The sequence below is a fragment of the Fibrobacter sp. UWEL genome (assembly GCF_900142535.1).
GTDB lineage: Bacteria > Fibrobacterota > Fibrobacteria > Fibrobacterales > Fibrobacteraceae > Fibrobacter.
The window spans coordinates 144453-163030 of sequence record NZ_FRBE01000004.1; the positions used below are offsets into that span (position 1 = coordinate 144453).

17 protein-coding genes are annotated in these 18578 nt (G+C 47.5%); 11 read left to right on the forward strand and 6 right to left on the reverse strand.

Going from position 1 to position 18578, the window contains the following annotated elements:
• Positions 1-13: 13 nt before the first annotated feature.
• A complete protein-coding gene (locus tag BUB59_RS04155; protein WP_073225918.1) occupies positions 14-697 on the reverse strand; it encodes a porin family protein in 684 nt (227 codons plus the stop codon).
• Between the two features lie 232 nt (positions 698-929).
• Here BUB59_RS04155 and BUB59_RS04160 point away from each other — a divergent pair, with 232 nt between their 5' ends.
• The 11 genes from BUB59_RS04160 (at position 930) to BUB59_RS04210 (ending at position 13926) form a co-directional block, all read left to right on the forward strand.
• Positions 930-1361 carry a metal-dependent transcriptional regulator gene (locus BUB59_RS04160; protein WP_073225921.1) on the forward strand — a complete coding sequence of 144 codons (432 nt, stop codon included), beginning with the start codon at positions 930-932 and terminating at the stop codon, positions 1359-1361.
• Positions 1361-1645, forward strand: a complete 285-nt coding sequence (locus tag BUB59_RS04165; RefSeq protein ID WP_083540164.1) for a FeoA family protein — start codon at positions 1361-1363, stop codon at positions 1643-1645. Before BUB59_RS04160 ends, BUB59_RS04165 begins: the two co-directional genes overlap by 1 nt.
• A gap of 14 nt (positions 1646-1659) precedes the next feature.
• Positions 1660-4410 carry a ferrous iron transport protein B gene (gene feoB / locus BUB59_RS04170; RefSeq protein WP_073225923.1) on the forward strand — a complete coding sequence of 917 codons (2751 nt, stop codon included), beginning with the start codon at positions 1660-1662 and terminating at the stop codon, positions 4408-4410.
• Between the two features lie 195 nt (positions 4411-4605).
• A complete protein-coding gene (locus BUB59_RS04175; RefSeq protein WP_073225926.1) occupies positions 4606-5730 on the forward strand; it encodes a hypothetical protein in 1125 nt (374 codons plus the stop codon).
• Positions 5731-5868: 138 nt separating this feature from the next.
• The gene (locus BUB59_RS04180; RefSeq protein WP_073225929.1) at positions 5869-6429 is read left to right on the forward strand and encodes a DUF3793 family protein; all 561 of its coding nucleotides are present in this window, start codon (positions 5869-5871) and stop codon (positions 6427-6429) included.
• A 94-nt stretch (positions 6430-6523) separates the two neighbouring features.
• A complete protein-coding gene (locus BUB59_RS04185; protein ID WP_073225932.1) occupies positions 6524-6952 on the forward strand; it encodes a flavodoxin in 429 nt (142 codons plus the stop codon).
• A 57-nt stretch (positions 6953-7009) separates the two neighbouring features.
• Positions 7010-9397, forward strand: a complete 2388-nt coding sequence (locus tag BUB59_RS04190) for an efflux RND transporter permease subunit (protein WP_073225935.1) — start codon at positions 7010-7012, stop codon at positions 9395-9397.
• Positions 9394-10167, forward strand: a complete 774-nt coding sequence (locus tag BUB59_RS04195) for an outer membrane lipoprotein-sorting protein (RefSeq protein WP_073225939.1) — start codon at positions 9394-9396, stop codon at positions 10165-10167. Before BUB59_RS04190 ends, BUB59_RS04195 begins: the two co-directional genes overlap by 4 nt.
• Before the next feature lies 1 nt (position 10168).
• A complete protein-coding gene (locus BUB59_RS04200; protein WP_073225942.1) occupies positions 10169-11350 on the forward strand; it encodes a DUF1302 family protein in 1182 nt (393 codons plus the stop codon).
• 229 nt (positions 11351-11579) lie between these two features.
• Complete coding sequence (locus tag BUB59_RS04205; RefSeq protein ID WP_073225945.1) at positions 11580-11807, forward strand: DUF1490 domain-containing protein; 228 nt, start codon at positions 11580-11582, stop codon at positions 11805-11807.
• Between the two features lie 34 nt (positions 11808-11841).
• Complete coding sequence (locus BUB59_RS04210) at positions 11842-13926, forward strand: heavy metal translocating P-type ATPase (RefSeq protein ID WP_073225948.1); 2085 nt, start codon at positions 11842-11844, stop codon at positions 13924-13926.
• Here BUB59_RS04210 and BUB59_RS04215 read toward each other — a convergent pair whose 3' ends face one another.
• The 5 genes from BUB59_RS04215 to ispD all read right to left on the reverse strand — a co-directional run bounded on the left by BUB59_RS04215 (position 13927) and on the right by ispD (position 18438).
• Positions 13927-14532: an HD-GYP domain-containing protein gene (locus BUB59_RS04215; protein ID WP_073225950.1), complete on the reverse strand. Its 606-nt coding sequence runs from the start codon at positions 14530-14532 to the stop codon at positions 13927-13929. It lies immediately after the preceding gene.
• Positions 14533-14617: 85 nt separating this feature from the next.
• Positions 14618-14950, reverse strand: coding sequence for a hypothetical protein (locus tag BUB59_RS04220; protein ID WP_073225953.1), 333 nt, complete (start codon positions 14948-14950; stop codon positions 14618-14620).
• Between the two features lie 38 nt (positions 14951-14988).
• Entirely contained in the window at positions 14989-16263 is a 1275-nt protein-coding gene (locus BUB59_RS04225; protein ID WP_073225955.1) for a hypothetical protein, read from the reverse strand.
• A 12-nt stretch (positions 16264-16275) separates the two neighbouring features.
• Positions 16276-17658: a hypothetical protein gene (locus BUB59_RS04230; RefSeq protein ID WP_143160216.1), complete on the reverse strand. Its 1383-nt coding sequence runs from the start codon at positions 17656-17658 to the stop codon at positions 16276-16278.
• 54 nt (positions 17659-17712) lie between these two features.
• Positions 17713-18438: a 2-C-methyl-D-erythritol 4-phosphate cytidylyltransferase gene (gene ispD, locus BUB59_RS04235; protein ID WP_073225960.1), complete on the reverse strand. Its 726-nt coding sequence runs from the start codon at positions 18436-18438 to the stop codon at positions 17713-17715.
• Between the last annotated feature and the right edge of the window lie 140 nt (positions 18439-18578).

Genomic DNA, 18578 nt, shown 5'->3' on the forward strand with positions numbered 1-18578 from the left:
GTCCCCGTTTATCTTAGATAAACCAGTAGCTGATGCCGAACTTGAATTTCAGGTTCTTGGCGCCGGACATGTCGATGGAGGACCAGCCGGTAGTCTTGCTGGGATCCTTGTCGAAGTTGTCATCCCACATGTAATCTACATCGGGGAACAGCTCGGTCATGCCCATGTAAATGCGGAGGTCCACAAACAGGCCTGCGGCAACTTTGACGCCTGCGCCCACGGCCACGCCGAATTCAAAGAAGGCCTGGTCAAAATCTTCGGAAATTTCCATACCGATGGCTTCTGCTTTATTTTTGTTGGAGAGGTTCAGTCCCAGCTGGGGGCCGAAGGTTCCGTAGAAGCGCTCTGCCACAACGCCGCGCAACATCAGGGGTATTTCCAGATCCATGCGGGTGTAACGGCGGGTGGTGTTAATGTACTTGTGTTCGGTCTTGATGTAGGCGAAGTTTAATTCCGGAGCAAAGTAGAAGTTGTTTGTCAGCTCTACGCTGAGCATAAGGCCTGCATCAAAGCCCATGCCGGAGGGGCTGCCGTCCACGTCGTCCTGCTCGTCATCCATGCCGTAAATCATGCCGTAGTCGAATGCGACCTTTGCGCCTACACCCACGGTGGCTTTCTTTGCTGCGGGGGCTTCGTCTTGTGCGAATGCGGCTGCGGTCAGTGCGATGGAAAGAATAAGGGCGGAAAGCTTCCTCATGGGATCTCCTAAAAATGCCTGTTATAATCGTTTTACGTAAGTTAAATGTAGCAAAGGATGGGGCTTCTGGCTATAATCCGCAAGGATTATGGGGTTCCGCCGACGGCAGAAATACGGGAAAATCTTAGAAAAGTTATCCAAGACTAAAATTTTTAACCTTTTCTAACATATTAGCCTTGACTAATTAGTTTTGGCTTACTAAATTTACCTCGGCTAACAAAAAAGAGGTAACATGGAAAACGAAAACACTAAACTCACGCAGAGTCTGGAAGATTATCTGGAAATGGTGCACATGCTTAAGATGGCTCATGGCATTGCCCGCGTCAAGGATATTGCTGCAGCTCTGTCTGTTAAGATGCCTTCTGTGGCAAAGGCCATTCTTGAACTGAAGAAGCTGGGCCTGGTCACTCAGGAACCTTATAGTGGCGTGGAATTGACGGAAGCGGGGGAGAAGGCTGCGGCCGATGTCCTGAATCGCCATATTCTACTGAAAGGATTTTTAATTCGTCTCGGCGTCTCCGAAGCTATTGCTGATAAGGACGCCTGCTGCATGGAACACATCCTGTCGGCGGAGACTCTGTCTAAAATCGAAGACTTCATGAAGCCTTCCAATATCACTGTGACCGCAAGCCTTAAGAAGCCCAAGGTTGCAAGGAGTAAGTAATGAGCTGTAATTGCGGCTGCGGTTCTCCCAAGTCCACCAAGAAGTGGAATGCGGATCCGAAATTCTCTGAACTGAAGAAGGGCGACAAGGTGGAAATCGTCGGCTATAACGAAGGTGATTCCCGTTATAAGTCCAAGCTCCTTTCCATGGGCCTTGTCCGCGGCGTCACTCTTGAAGTGATGCAGATTGCTCCTCTGGGTGATCCCATCGAAGTGAGTGTGTTGAGCTACCGCCTTTCTTTGCGTCGTGAAGAAGGCAATGTATTGAATCTGAAGAGAGTTTAAGAGAAGAGTATTCCATGTCACCGAAACCGTTTACAATTGCAATTGCAGGTAACCCCAACTGCGGTAAGACTGCTTTATTCAACGCCCTTACGGGCTCCCGCCAGAGTGTGGGCAACTGGCCCGGCGTTACCGTCGAAAAGAAAGAAGGCTTTTTCGATCTGGGCGCCCGCCACATCCGTGTGGTGGACCTTCCGGGTACTTACGCCATCTTCGCCAACTCCGAAGATGAACGTGCTGCTGTTGACTTCCTCCTGACTCGGGAAGCCGACCTGATTGTAAACATCATGGACGCCACCAACATCGAACGCAATATGTTCCTGACTTCCCAGCTGGTGGATATGCGCCAGCCCATGGTGATTGCGGTGAACATGATGGATATTGCCGAAAAGCGCGGCCTCCATATTGATCTTGAAGCTTTGTCCAAACGTTTTGGCGTACCCGCCATCCCTCTCTCTGCGGTGAGCGAAAAGAGCGTTACCAATTTCATTAGCCAGATGGCCCATGTTATCTCTAGCCAAATTGCCATCCCCACTGAATTCACCTATGGTGAAAAGGTGGAAAACATGGTGAAGGAATTGGAACCTCAAGTAGCTCCCGTAGCAGAGATGTTGGACGCAAGCCCCCGTTGGGTTTCCCTCATGTACTTGGGTCACAGCGGCTGCTATGCCGATAAGTTTGCTGCTGCAGGCGTTAAGCTGGACAAGGCTACTGTTACTGCAAAGCTTGGTGAAGAATCTGAATTCGTTATGGCTGATGCCCGCTACAGTATGGCCCATGAAATCGCTGGCGAAGTGATTGTTGGCGATCGAACCAAGAAGACCAATTCCGACAAGTTCGATTCCATTTTGCTGAACCGTTGGCTGGCTCTGCCTATCTTCCTGTTGGTCATGTATCTGGTATTCTGGATTGCGGTGACTATCGGTAGCGCCTTCATTGACTTCTTCGATATTACCTTCGGTGCAATCTTTGTAGATGGCCTTGGTTACCTGCTGGGTGACGTCATTGGCGCTCCTGCTTGGGTGACTGCAATTCTCGCTGACGGTGTGGGTGCCGGTATCCAGACGGTGTCTACCTTCATCCCGGTCATCTTCTTCATGTTCCTGTGCCTTACCTTCCTGGAAGACTCTGGCTACATGGCTCGCGCTGCCTTCGTGGCGGACCGCTTTATGCGATTCCTGGGGTTGCCTGGTCGGGCATTCGTCCCCATGATGGTGGGCTTTGGTTGTGGCGTTCCCGGCATTATGGGCTCCCGCGTTCTTGAAAGTAAGCGTGAGCGCTTCCTCACTATATTCCTTGTACCTTTCATGAGCTGTGGCGCCCGCTTGCCGGTGTACGCACTGTTTGCTGCAGCCTTCTTTGGTAAGCAGGCTGGAACCATTGTGTTCCTGCTGTACCTGGTGGGTATTGTATTTGCTATCGTGTACGGTTTGTTCCTGAAGAAGTCCCTCTTTATGGGTCAATCCAGCAACTTTGTGATGGAACTTCCCAATTATCATCTGCCCAAGTTTAAGTCCCTGATGATCCATTCCTGGCTCAAGCTGAAGGACTACGTGCTTCGCGCTGGTAAGGTGATTACTATTGCTGTGGCTGTTCTTGGCTTCCTCAATGCCTTTGGCTATGTGGATGGCAAGTTTACCGCCGGCAACGCAGATTCCGAAAACAGCCTGCTCTCCTCTGTAGGCAAGACTATTACCCCGGTGTTCGAACCCTTTGGTGTTGAAGAAGACAACTGGCCTGCATCCGTTTCCCTCTTTACCGGCTTGCTGGCCAAGGAAGCTGTCATCGGTACCATGAATTCCCTCTACGCCATGGCCCCGAAGGATGAAGCCGCTGGTGTAGAAGTAGGACCTAAGGCAGAACCCGCCTCCGCTGTCATTCCGAGCGATTCCTCTAACGTCATTCTGAACGAAGGCGTAGCCGCAGTCGAAGAATCCAGTGCGGAACCCGCTCCAGTTGACTCGACTGTCATTCCGAGCGAAGGCGTAGCCGCAGTCGAGGAATCTACTGAAGCCTCCGCGGAACAGCCTGCCGAAGCACCTGCAGAAGAAAATCCTCTTATCGCCGGCGTCGATGAATGCCCTGCAGAAGAAGAGGAAGAAGGTGCTCCGGATATCAAGGGTGCGTTCATTGAAGCCTTCCAGTCTATTCCTGCAAACCTGAGCGAAGTGGTTGGATCTCTTACCGATATTCTGGGTACCTCTGGCGAATTGGAAGGTCAGGCTGCCGCAGAACTGAAGAAGGAAACTCTGGACAAGATTCAGGAATCCAAGACCTTGACTTGTGAAGAATATGCCGCCATCGAAACCTTCGGTGAAGAGGAAGGCGACGAAAAGACTCGCGAAGAAGTATTTGCAAAGCTTGCTGCCGCCGGTGTAGAACTGAGTGAAGATGAAATGGGTGCCCTTGAAGAAGGCGACCTGAGCGAAACCGCAGATATCTACGCAAACCTCCGCTCTTACTTCCATAACGGCGGTCACGATGGATTCAACTGGCAGGTGTTTGCATTCCTGGTGTTCATCCTGCTGTACGTGCCTTGCCTGGCTGCCATGGGCGTTGTGGTTCGTGAAATCGGCCTGGGTCTCGGTATCCTCATGGCAACGGTTCAAACCATCATCGCTTGGTCTGTAGCGGTACTCCTCTATCAGATTCCTGTAGGTGGCGATACTAAGTGGTCTGTAATCGCTGTGATCGTCTTGATTGGAACTGGAATCTTCCTGAAGTTCTTTGGCATCAAGGCAAACAAGCAAAAGAGATTTGAGGACTGATCTTTCTTAAGTCAAAAACGTAAATCGGGGCCGTTGGAACGTGTCTCCACCAACGGCCCTAATTTACAAACTGCGAGTTAGCTAACTCTAACAAAGTTAAATCTATCTAAAAATATTGTTAAAAAAGATCCTTCGGCTTCGCACCTTCGGTGCTTCGCTCAGGATGACGTTTAAACAAAAAAAGGAAAAATAAAAATGAAAAAGAAATATGTATTTGGTTTGATGATGGTGTCCCTTTTGTCTGCAGGCGCAATGGCTGAAGAAGCTCCCGCTGCTGCAGAATCTAAGGGTCCGGAAGTCGCCTTCTCTGGTGAAGTTGAATTTGACGCCTATACTGGCGACTTGTTCAGCGATGGCGCCAAGACTCATAGCTACGCCTCCACTTTTGATTTCAATGTGGGTGTGAAGTTTAATGACCAGTGGTCCGCAGAAGTTCAGCTGGAAGCTGATGGCGAAACTACTGATCCCGCTGCAGTATACAATGGCGCATTCATTCAGTATACTAAAAGCGAAAACTTTGTTGTTAAGGCTGGCGACCTGACTTTCTCTGAAGGCGCTTTCCTGAACTACTATGGTTATGACGATCCTGCCGACAATGCTGCAGGTATGGCTGAACACGATATTCGAGGAGTTGAAGTTGACTTTAACGGCTTTATTTTTGGCCTCGGTTTTGGTCGGGGTGACAACGACAATCAAGTATGCGTTGAAGAAGATGGTGAAGAAACATGCGTAGGCGTTGCCTATGATGCTCACCTGGCTTATGAACTGGGCTTGGGTGAACACACCCTGCGTCCCTATGTGGATTATAAGTCCTACCAGGAACCGAAACACAACGAACTTCACGCTGGCTTGGATGCAAACCTGAAGTTTGGTGGCTTTGGTCTTCACGCTGTTTATGGCCTCCATGCGGATGCCCTTGGCGAAGACGAACCGGGTGCAACTCACGCCTTCTTGCTGGAACCTTCTTTCGAAGTAGGTGGCTTTAATATTAAGGCAACCGTTTTCTACGCTCTGTTTGACGAAGACGCCCCCATTGATCACGGCGAAGAAATTCCTGAATACATGCTTGCCTATGTGGAACCTAGCCTGAACTTGGTTGGATCTCTGACTCTTGGCATCCCTCTGGAATATCATACCAACTCCACGGATGAAAACACCGATCTGGAATCTTTCGCAGCAGGTGCTCGCCTGTACTTTGCTCCGGTGGAAGGCCTTGAAATGACCGGCTTTGCCATGTTCAACGTACCTCTGGGCGATGATTACGGCGACGATGATGACGTAAGCCTCACTCTGGGTGTGGAAACCGTCTTCTCCTTCTAAAGAAACTCATAGAATGCCATAAAACCTCCACCAGCTTTCAACGTTACCTCAGAAAAAAGCTGGATGGGTTTCCCGCCCCGGTTGTGTCCCGCGGGCGGGATATATTTGGCAAAAAACAAAAGTTAGACTAGACTAATTATGGCAAAAATGTTTGATTCCTGTCTTGTTCGGCAATGCGCTCCCACCCTTGCTGGGCTGAAGCTTGGTAATCTATTTTGCATGGACGCTGTGGATGGTCTTTTGCTTTGCAGGATCATGTCTCGATGGAATGAGATTTTGAATCCGCGAGGTGTGTATGCTCGTATTTTAGCGGAAAAGAAGGGGCGTTATTATATCTACGTCTTTCGAAATAGCCTGCTCTGCCATCTTTGCGAATCTAGCGAAGTACGTTCTTTCTTGAATGGCTTCGGGTATGATCGTTTTGATGTGGAGTCGCTGCTGAAATGCTTTCAGACCCGTATGGCGAAATCCGTTTGCTTTCCTCACGAGGTGGGCGTTTTTCTCGGGTACCCGCTGGAAGATGTCCGTGATTTTATCGTGTACGGCGGTAAGAATTACAAGCAGATTGGCTGCTGGAAAGTCTATAACGATGTTCAGAATTCTATGCACATTTTTGAAGTCTACAAAAAATGCAATAAGGATTTGTGGAATCGTTTCGAGCAGGGAATGCCCCTGGATCTCTTGACCGTTGCAAGTTAACACAACGTCATCCTCGACTTGATCGAGGATCTAGCAGTAAGAACGTTTAGATCCCCGATTGAATCGGGGATGACATTAATAAGGAAAAATAAAAATGAGTAAAATCGCAATTGTTTACTGGACTGGAACTGGAAACACAGAAATCATGGCAAATGAAATTGCCGCAGGTGCCCGCGCAGCTGGTGCAGATGTTTCCGTATTCCTCACTTCTGGATTCACTGTCAGTGATGCTGCTGAATTCGACAAGTTTGCCTTGGGTTGCCCCGCCATGGGCGCAGAAGAACTGGAAGATTCTGAATTCCTGCCGCTGTACGTGAAGATGAAGCCTGTTCTTGCTGGTAAGAAGGCTGTTCTTTTCGGTTCTTACGGCTGGGGCGGCGGCGAATATATGAACGGCTGGAAGGAAGATGCAACTGGAGCTGGTTTGGTTCTGGTGGATGATCCGCTGGCTCTTGAAAATGCACCTGATGATGATGGAAAAAATAAGTGCCAGGAATTGGGCAAGGTACTGGCTCTGGCGTGACAAAAAAAGAAAAATGCTATAGCGAACCTCGATCGGAAACGATTTGAGGAGGGAAATATGGTTGTTTCAGACATCAATAAATTCTTCGATAAGTTGGGTCGAAAGCAAATCAAGTATCGGTGGCCAATACTGTTGGCCATTTTTCTATTCACTGTAATTTCATGCATTGGCCTGGGCCAGTTGAAATTGTCTGCCAACGAAGAAAACTGGTTTGACAACTGGGATTCTATAAAAGAAGACACAGATCGTTTCAAGGAGATTTTCGGCAACGACGATTACTTCTCCTTGATGGTGCGGGCCAACGATGTGATGGCCCCCGAAGTTCTCAAGGCCATTGATCGTGTTAGCAAGCGATTGGAAGAAGAAATACCTTACGCAGATAAGGTAGTCTCCTTGACCAGGCATCTTTCTATTCCGGTGGCCAACGACGAAGGCTTTGAAATTATCGACCCTTTCGAAAAAGGAATTCCTGAGGATGCGGATTCCTTGAAGGCTAAGGTGGACTTGATTATGAGCCGCGCATCATTGGTGAACAATGTGGTTTCTGATGACCGTAAGGAATGCTGGCTTATATTGTCTTTTTTGCCTTATGAAGGGGGTCTGGAATTTGCCACCCAAAATATTACTCCGAAAATTCGTGACGTTGTTTATTCCGAAGAATTTAAAAGCGACAAGTATGATTTTCTACCCGCTGGCATGAGCTATACTGAAATGGAGGAAGATGAGGCTGCTGGCAGTGAATGTGCCGTACGCGTCGGCCTGGGCTTCCTTGTCATGTTGATTTGCTTGATTGCCTTTGTCCGTTCCTTGCGAGGCGTGGTCGTTCCTGCGGTTTCTACCATTTTTGCCATTGCTTCGGTGATGGGAATTAATGGTTGGCTGGGCCTCATTGGTGACAGCAATATGGTGGCCTTGCCGGTTCTCTTGGGCATGGCTCTTTCCGTTGGTTACTCCGTCCATTATATTAATTCATTCCGCCAAAAGTTCAGGGTTTCGGGCTTGCGTATGGAATCTGCCATCGGCGCTGTTGAAGAAACGGGCTGGCCCATCTTCTTTACTGTGTTGACCACTATGGTGTCCCTCCTTTCTTTCCTCTTTGCGGGTATTAAGCCCATTCGTTGGATTGGCGGAATTTCTGCGGCCATAGTCTTTATGGTCTTTGTCTATGTCATGGTTTTGATTCCTATTCTGATGAGCTTTGGTAAAAATGGAACTCCTGATTCCGGAGCAGTCCTTGCCAAGGGTGCCACCAAGGTTGACTTGGGATTTAGAAAGTTGGCTTTGAGAGTGTGCCGTCGTTCCGCTTCTGTGGCTGTAATTCTTGGGGCGTTTATAATCCTGCAGATTCCCGGTGCCATGAATATTGATGTGAATATGGATTACACCAAAACGATGGGCGCTAAGATACCCTATGTTGCCCGTTTGCTGGATATGCTTGATGGAAAACTGGGAAGCTTGTATAGTTACGATGTGATGATTGAATTCCCGGAGAATGATGCGTTGAAAAATCCTGAGAACATGCTTGCGATAGAAAAGTTGGAAACAGCTCTAGGAGCCCTAAGCTTGACCAAGATTTCTGGCGATAGTCCTAGAATCACATCTGTTACCCAGATGGTGAAAGAGATTAATCGAACTCTTAACGGAGATTCCCTGGAGTACTACAAGATTCCTGAAGATACGGATATGTTGACCCAGCTCTTGTTCCTTTATGAAATTTCCGATGGGGATGCGCTCTTTGATAAAATCGATGAAGATTACAAGACTCTTTACATTCATGTGGAAATGTCTGGTTACGATGCCAATGAAATCGTAGCAAATATGGATTCCATCTACAAATTCACGGAAGAAATCCTGCCTAACGCCAAGACTTCTGTAGTAGGCGAAGTTATGAATTACGCCACCATGAACGGTCGCTTGGTAAAGGGACTTTTGCGTTCCTTTGCGGGTTCCTTCGTGATGATCGCCATCCTTATGATTCTTGCCTTTGGCAGTGTGACTGCTGGCCTTATCGGTATGATTCCTAATGTGGCTCCAGTGTTTGTCATCGGCGGGATTATGGGCTATTTTGAAATGCCGCTGGATATGATTACCATGATTGTGATGCCCATGATCTTGGGTATCGCAGTGGATGACACGATCCATATGACAAACCATATTAAGTATGAACTGGAACGAGCTGGTGGATTTAGTCATGAATGCTACAGAAAGGCAATTTGCACTACATTCCAGAGCATTGGCAAGACTTTGACCATGACCACGATCATTCTTTGCACCATGTTCTTTGTCTTTGTGTTCAGCCCAATGAATGCCCTCTCTAGAATCGGAATTCTTTCTATTGCAGGCTTATTTGCGGCCTTGATTGCGGACTACACTTTGACTCCTGCGTTAATCTACATGTTCCGTCCATTTCACAAGAAGAAAAATAAACAAGGAGAAGAAAAATGAAGAAGATATTTGTAACAACCGTATTGGCGTTATCCACTATGATTTTTGCTGTGGAACTTACTGGTCGTGACATTATGGTGAAGGTGGACCAGGTTCCCGAAGGAGATACCCGTTATTCCGAATTGGAAATGAAATTGATTAGCAAGAACGGCAGCGTTCGTGAACGTAAAATAACCTCCTTTGCCATGGACGAAGGAAAGGTGACGAAGCAAGTGATGTTTTTTACTTATCCAAAGGATGTAAAGGGCACCGGGTTCTTGACTGTGGACTACGACGAAGCGGGAAAGCCTGATGACCAGTGGCTTTATCTACCTGCCATGAAGAAGACTCGTCGCATTAGTGGCAGCAGCTCCAAGACCGATTACTTCATGGGTTCCGACTTTACTTACGATGACATTGGTGAACGTAATGTAGATGAGGATAATCACAAGTACCTTCGAGATGAAAGGATGGAAGGAGTGGACTGCTACGTAGTGGAATCTACGCCCAAGAATCCTGCAGACGAAGTTTTCTCCAAGAAAATTGTATGGATCCGTAAGGATATTTTGAAGGTGGTGAAGGTGGATTATTTTGATAAAATGGGAAATCTCCAGCGCAAGTTCGTAACCGGTGACATCAAGCAAATTGATGGTTTCTGGACTATTGGAAAAATGCACGTGGATAACGTGCAGACAGGCCATTCTACGGAACTGATATTCAACAACGTAAAGTACAATATTAAGGTAGATGCCAAGACGTTTACGGTGAATAAACTGGAACGGGGCCTGTAAAATGAAAGCCTTCAAATTCATGTTGATTTTGGGAGTGTTTCTTTTGACGTTTGCTCAGGAGGAATCACCTTTTCAATTTAACGGTTTTGTAGATTCCTACCATGCCCTGCAACGTGAATACCCTCATGACTGGATTTCTTCTCGCACACGCGTTCGCGGTGAATTGAAGGGATCCTACGATAACGCTTCTTTTTTTGTAAGCGCGAACGCTGTGTACAATAAAATCCTTGAAAGCGAAAACGGTTTCAGCCTGAACGAAGCCTATTTGGATTATGCCAATGATTTTATTCAGGTGAAGGTGGGTAAGCAAATTGTGGTCTGGGGCGTGGCCGATGAATCCCGCGTGACAGACCTGATTTCGCCTTTGGATTACACCGAATTTATTGCAAACGATTATGACGATATCCGTATGGCGATAAATGCGGCCGATTTCAAGTTCCTGGGAAGTTTCTTTGAAGCCGAAATGATTTTTGTACCTGTGGCTAGTTTCGATAAACTGCCTACGGATTCCAAGAATCCTTGGCGCGTTCGAATTCCCGAAAATATGGAACTGCAGTTGGAAACGCCTGAGGCTCGTATCAAGAATTGCGAATATGGCAGCCGTCTGCGATTCTTTACGGAATATCTGGATTTCTCGTTGACAGCATTGCACACATTTAATAAGACTCCTGTGACTTATGCCGAGATAGATTCCTTGGGAAGTGTTAGCCTTGTGGGCGTTTACGAGAGTATGACGGTGCTGGGTGGGGATGTGTCCATCCCGCTAGACGCTTTTGTTATTCGCGGGGAGGCTGCGGAATACTTTGACGAGGCCATCGCCCATAAGAATGGCATGGGCTACAGTCGAAAGAATACGTTTAATGGCGTCTTAGGCGTTGACTGGAACGGCCCTCATGACTGGACGTTGATGGCTCAGTATAGCTACAAGTACACTGGGGAACATTTGTCCTCCGCCAGTTTCCAAATTGCAAAATCCTTGCTGGGTAGCACCTTGGAATTATCCGTTTCCGGCCAGTATGACATTAGCGATAAAGGCTTTTTCGGAAGAGCAGCGGCCCAGTATGCCCTCAATGATCAAATTACACTGTACCTAGGTTACGACCACATCTTTGGGGATGACGGATTCTTCGGAATGTACAAACACAACTCTGAATTCTGGGCCAAGGGAAAGTTCTTTTTCTAAAAGGAGTGCTTGCTTCGAAAAGTTAGTTAGGTAAACAAAGTTAGAATTTCTAACAAAATTAGGGCGTCTAACTTAGTTGTTTACTAACTAACTTAGTTAGCTTGAACCTAAGTAGAACCTGGCTTAGAAGACGGTTGCTTTACTTTGTGTGTAATTTGCTTTTTTTATTTAAAACTCTAAATTATAACATAAGCGGGGATTGTCCTGCGCAAAAATAAGGAGCATTCTTATGTCTATTTTCAAAAATGAAAAGTTCTGGTTGGTTATTGCTGGCGCGGTTGGCTCTGCCGTTACCAAGAAGGTTCTCAAGGCCAAGAAGACTCGTGAACTTGCAGTAACTGGTCTTGCACACGGCATGAAATTTACTGCCGACGCCAAGGCTACCTTCCAGGATATGAAGGATGAAGCTAGCGACATTTGCAACGATGCAAAGTCCGAAGCTGGTCTCGACAAATAATTGTCCCTACAAGTAATCTTGCGTAGGTAAGTTTATGAAGTTCAGAATCGTTTACGATCAGCCGGGACGTATCCGTTTCCGCTGTGGGCCATACGCCTTTGAACCTGAGTTTGAAGGGCGTATCCACAAGGCTTGCGTAGGGTTATCCTGCGTCAAATCTGCGGTAGTTCATAGCGCCAATGGCGGCATTTTGCTGGATTACGTAGAGGATGCAGCAAATCGCCAGACGATTTTGAATTTCATTGCTTTATTGAATCCTAAGGATTTGCCAGAAGTGGATCCGGAAACGGATTTTCAGTTGCAGTCTCTGGATGACAATTTCCAGAACAACCTGTGCAAAATGATTGCCCGTCGCTATCTGATGCGATGGTTTGTTCCGCTGCCCATCCGTACGGCAATTACCGTTTTTCGCGGCCTCAAATATGTGGCCAAGGGTTTGTCGACACTGGCAAGCGGGCATTTGACGGTCGATGTCTTGGACGGTGCCGCCATCGGTGCGTCCATGCTCCAGAAAAATTACGAGTCTGCAGGTACGGTCATGTTCCTGCTAGGTGTTTCTGGCTTGCTGGAGGACTACACCAAGGCACGTACCCGCACGGCACTTACAGGCAGCCTTGCGGTTAAGGTGGACAAGGTCTGGGTCGTAAAGGATGGCGTAGACACGTTAGTGGATCTGAAGAATGTTCAGGTGGATGACATGGTCCGCATCCGTTCCGGTGCCATGATTCCTGTGGACGGAACCGTCGTTGAAGGCGAAGCTTTTGTCAACGAATCTACCATGACAGGGGAATCCAGGGCTGTTCTCAAGAATGAAGGGAAAACTGTTTTCGCAGGCACCATTTTGGACGAAGGTTCCATTGTGGTGAAGGTCCGTGCGGTAAATGGCAATACCAAAATCCAGAAGATTATTGAGCTGATTGACCATAGCGAAGATCTGAAGGCTGGTATCCAGAGCCGTGCGGAACATTTGGCGGATCGCATTGTTCCCTTCAGTTTCCTTGGCTTTGGATTGACGCTCCTGTTTACTCGAAACATTACCAAGGCCGTTTCCATCTTGATGGTGGATTATTCCTGTGCCATTAAGCTTTCCACTCCCATTTCTGTTATTTCTGCACTGCGGGAAGCCGCGGACAGGAATATGACGGTAAAGGGAGGCAAGTATCTAGAAGAATTCGCCCTGGCAGATACCATCGTTTTCGATAAAACCGGAACCTTGACCAAGGCGGAACCGAAACTTCAGAAGGTGATTGCCTTTGATGGTCGCGCTGAAGATGAAATCTTGAAAATAGCAGCCTGCATTGAGGAACATTTCCCCCACAGTATGGCTCGCGCTATTGTAAACGGTGCTGCGGAACGTGGCATCGACCACGCCGAAGAACATGCGGATGTGAAGTACATTGTGGCCCATGGCATTGCAACTGCCTTGAATGGCGAACGCGCTGTTATCGGTAGCAGACATTTTGTGATAGAAGACGAATGCGTGACCATGACGGCGGAACAGCAATCCCGCATTGATTCCGAGGGCGGTGCTGCTTCTGTCATTTACCTGGGCATTGGCGGAAAGTTGGCCGGTGTTCTGTGCATTAGCGATCCCCCGCGAGAAGAGGCTGCCGTGGCTATCAAGCGCCTGCGGGAAACGGGCATCAAGAATGTGGTCATGATAACAGGCGATAGCCACAAGGCTGCAGAACGTACCGCTCAAATTCTTGGGATAGACACGTTCTACGCGCAGGTTTTGCCCGAAGATAAGCACAATTATGTGGAACGCATGAAAGCAGAAGGCAAGCGGGTGATTATGGTGGGGGACGGTATCAACGATGCTCCCGCCCTGGCTGCAGCCAATGTTTCTGTTGCCATGAGTGACGCTTCTGATATTGCCCGAGAAACTGCGGACGTAACTCTCCGAGGAGAAAATCTAGAAGATTTGGCAGAACTTCGCGTTCTTAGCCAAAAGTTGATGAATCGAATTCAGACCAACTACAAGTTCATCGTCGCCTTTAATACGGGGCTACTTGCGGGCGGTTTCTTCGGATTTCTTTCTCCCACCACGTCGGCATTCTTGCACAATGCTTCAACCATGGCCATATGCGCCAAGAGCATGACGAAACTGAGAACCTAATTATTTCTGCATCGTGCAGATGGCAGTTCCTGCCTTAATTAATTCTTCCCAGTTTTCTAATGCGACTTTAACTACGTCGGGATCGTACATGATTCCGGCGTTCTTTTCAATTTCTGAACGGCATATAGAAACGTCCATTCCCTTGCGATAGGGACGATCTGAAATCATGGCGTCGATGGAATCGGCGATTGCGATAATTCTTGAACCCAGGGGAATGTTTGCGCCGGACAGACCATCGGGATAACCTTTACCGCCCCAGCGTTCGTGGTGTCCGCGTACAATGATGGCTACGTCCTCAAATAGCTTTGCCTTCCGTAAAATTTCGTAACCTTGCAAAGAATGGGATTTCATGATTTCCCATTCTTCATCATTCAATCGTCCTGCTTTTAAAAGAACGTCATCTCGGATACCGATTTTCCCAACGTCATGCAAGTGTGCCGAAATATGGAATAGTTCTTCCTGATCGCCTGAAATGCCAAGGAACTTGCATAGGGCTTCCACCATTTCCGCTACGCGGGAGGAATGGAAACTGGTGTAGGAATCTCTTGCTTCCAGGGCGGAAACGACGCACAAGATTAAGTCATGGTATTGAGATAAGGCTGACATGTGACCCTCCTTCCGATGACTTAAAGTTAGTTAAAGCTAACTATTTTGTAAATACATTCCCATCATTTTCTTTGTGTTTGCTTTTTTAGTCAAGCAGCGTCATTCGGCTGATCGTTATGTTTGTTGCATCTACGCCGTTTTCTGGGGCACTGAGTTCTAACATATGTTTCTCTTGGGGGTCAAAATTAGTGAACTGCTCTTTTAATTCATCCCATAGCACAAATACAACCCTTTGATTTCCCTTACCAACTTCGCGTTCAGCATAATTGTTTGTTCTTTTGTTGCTTTTTTCGTACTGGGTAAGTGACAGCAGGAAATAGTTGTCTGAAGAATATTCCATGCAGAAACCATGGGCATTTGCTAGTTCTTGCTTAATAGCTTCTTCATTATCGGGAGTTGCGGAATTGCCTCCCGACAATGTAATATCGTATTTGTCGTTGGATGGAGTTATTCTGCCTATTGGTCCTGTGGATGACCAGATGGTGAATGCATTGAAGATACTTCTGCCCTTTGGGAAAATTTCCGAGCGTCGCATTTGAAATGAACATCGGAATTCAATGTTGTGATTTTATGAATGGTTATAGAGCTATTGCTTGAATGGCTGGTAAAATTGATTGATTCTACCTTTTCTATTGAAAATCCGTCTGACACGCCATTGTCTTTTTGTTTCTCCATCAAACCTTCATTTTCATTCCATGACCACCTGAATGAACTTTTTACACCATTTGTACTTGGCTTTTCTTTGTAAATTAAGGAGGCTTCAAGTCCAACAAATGGACTGACTACATCTGCGCTTATACTTCCTTCGCTAGAGTATTCTACGCAGAAACCGCCCCAAGATTGAATGTTCACGGGTTTGTCTTCTGTTGCCAACTGCATCGCCAAAGAGCCGCTTTGAGAAAGATTTGATGTTATACCATTAGAACTAGCCTCTTTTTCGGAAAGGGGATCGTATACTACGAATCCATATCCAAAAACATTATAATTTGGAGCTTCAGAAGCATCGTAAATTATTGAACCTTTACAAGGAGTTGTATCGAGGGTGGGGCTATTGGCGCTCGTGTCTACCTCAGCGATGGTCGTAATCCTGGAAATGACCATGTTTATTTCATCGGAGAAGTCAAAAAAGAACTTTCTAAAATCATTGAATGAAATATTTTCTTTATATGCAGGGTCGTCCCATTTGATTTCTTTGAAATTGTCGTTTGCAGATAGATTGACCTTTTCTGTTTTTTCGCTGTCGCCAAGATAAAGAGAAACGTCTTTGTCCGTTGTATATTCTATGCAAATGCCTTCCCATGATGAAACGTCGTAACTTCCGTTCCATCGGAAGCCTGCGTAATCTTTTTCTTCTGAGCTTGAAAAAACAATTCCACGTTCGTTTTCTGGCAAAGTTGAGGAATAATCTGACCTAAAAAACTGCAAATCAAACCCTAGTTTTCCTTGCACTTTGTAATCATAAATAACGGTTCCGCCCTTGCAAAGGTTCTCTTGGTCTGCGACGCTGCTGGAACTGCTCTTACTGCTGGAAGAATCGGCATCGTCGTTGCCCTTGCTGGAAGAACTGAGTTTGCTGTCGCTGCTGCCGTCGTCGTCACCATTGTCGCTGTCGCTAGAAATTTCTGCGAAGGCGTTACCATTGTCATACTTGTCCTGAAAGTCGTCCAGGTAGTCGGTGCAGGCTACAAGTGCGACGAGGGTGGTTGCGAGGACTAGGTGGTTCAATTTCATATCATCCTCTCCTTAGAAAAGCAGTGTGACGCCTACGCCTACAAGGCCCACGGCGGCTATACCAAAACCAACGGCGCGCAACGTCTGTGCGTTTTCAATCTTATCACAACGGTCGTCGTATTCTTTACGGGTAAGCGTTTTCTTTTCGCTTTCCTTCTTGGCCTTGCTGTTGAAGACTGCGGCCATGACGCCACCGCCAATCATGACAGCCCCTGCGATAGCGGGCGGAATCCAGGATTTCTTGCTTCCCTTGTCCTGTGCGGAAGCGTCCTTGGCTGCATCGCTGGCGGCAGTGTTCTTGCCGTTTTCCTGTTCCGTTGAGTCTGCCACAGAGGGCACTAGGGCAGTGGAATCTCTGGATGCTAATTTCTTGACGATGGGGGCGGGCTTAGTAGAATCGCCGACAATGGCGTTGGAGGTGATTTCTCCCTTTACCTTGGCACGGTTGATCGCTTTCTTGTTGCCCCAGAACCAACGGCCCATAAGGTCCTTTTCCTGGTAGGCGGCGGTGAATTCTACGCGGCCTCTAAAGTTCTGCATTTTTCCGCTGGTACCTAAAGGCAGCTGAACTTGTTGGTCCAGAATGTTGACGATCACATGGGAAAAGTTTCTGCCGGTAGGTAAGGATGCCACGTTAAAGAGCTCCGCACCGTTTAGGTAATAAGCTCCTGCCACGTTCTTGTTAAGGTCTAAGTAAAAGTCCAGATATTCCGGTTCAAGAACGATTTTCACGTTGGCGCTGCTCTTTTCCAGGGAATCGTTTATGACGTTGATCCGGTCTACGAAAAGAGGTGCAAATTCATCGCGAGCCTTTCGGACGACGACTTCGCCGCACTTATCTACCCAGCGGTCCAGCAGGCTTTTCTGCTGGTTCATTAAGACCTCATCGTAGTACAAGTTGAAATCGTAGGTGGCGTCAAATGCACCTTCCAAGTCAAGAGGTTCCAGGTCCACGTTGCCGCTCAGTTTCAAAAGCCTATCCTTGGATACCAGAATGCCTCCAAGTGCATTTGCACAAACTTGAATCTGCTCCGTTCTTTCCGCCAGGGAGTTTCCCATCTTTACGGTACTCAGTCGCACTTCGCCGGTTACTTCCATGTACTGGTTTTCAAATTCGGGAAGGTCGATGGAATAGAAATGTCCGCATTCCTCGTCCAACACGTCGTTGATGGAAATCATGGAGCAGCGGTCGTTCATCTCGGCGATTTTCTTTGCCCGGGAGAGCAAATTGTCCAGCTGGGGATTTTCTGCACCCATCTCCAGCTTGAGACTTTCCAGGTTTCGCTGCAGGTTTTGCAGTTCGCTGGGATCCTTGACGAACACGGAGACGGTCTGGCTTGCAAAAGAAGCCATGGCCAGAGCGCTTACAATTTTTGCGACTTTAAAAAAGCTCATATCCAAAAACCACGATGCTTGAGTTGGCCCAAAACAAATCCCTCAAATACGAATTTAATAAAAATGGGCGAAGGTTGCGAAACGTTCGAAATCTTCGGGGGTGGTTAGCTTGTCGTTCATGGCGGCGCCCTTCACGATATAGACCGGTTCGCCAAAAAATTCCAGGATGCTAGCCTCGTCGGTGGGGACAAAGTTCAGGGGCTCTGCGGCAATTCGTTTGTACAAAGTCTTAAGTACGTCAATGCGGGCGGCCTGTGGGGTCTGGGCCATCCAGACGGTATTGCGGTCGATGGTTTTCTGGACTTGTCCGTCAACGGCAATTTTAATGGTATCTACGGCGGGTTTTGCCACCAGGCAAGCACCCTTCTCCACAAGAGTGCGGCAGACGTCCAGAATGATTTCCCTGCTGATGAAGGGGCGGGCAACGTCATGTACGAGAACGTACTTTGCGGAACTGGTCAGGGCGTTGACGCCATTTTCTACGGACTGCCAGCGTTCTGCACCGCCCACAACAATTTTCAGCTTGGCCCGCATTTCTGGAGTGAGGCTGGCGCAGTTCTTGTCTGCTGCCGATCCGAAAAGCTCGTTTTCAAAATGGCTTTTCCAGTCGGCAGGTACGGCCATGACGACTTCGGCAATTTCGTCCATCTGCAGGAAGGTTTCCAGACAGTAGCGATACACTGGCTTGCCGCCCATGAGCATCAGCTGCTTGGGGATGTTTCCGCCCATACGCTTGCCTAAGCCACCTGCGGGCAAAACCACTGCAAACTTCTTATCCATAAAAACCGCCTGAAAGAGCTTGATGAAATGTGTGCTACAAGGTAGAAAATGTTTATGGTTCAGCAATTTTCTTTTGGACAATTTTCTTGTTTAAATCTTTTTACGAAAATAATTCAAATAAATCCACCCATTAGAACGTG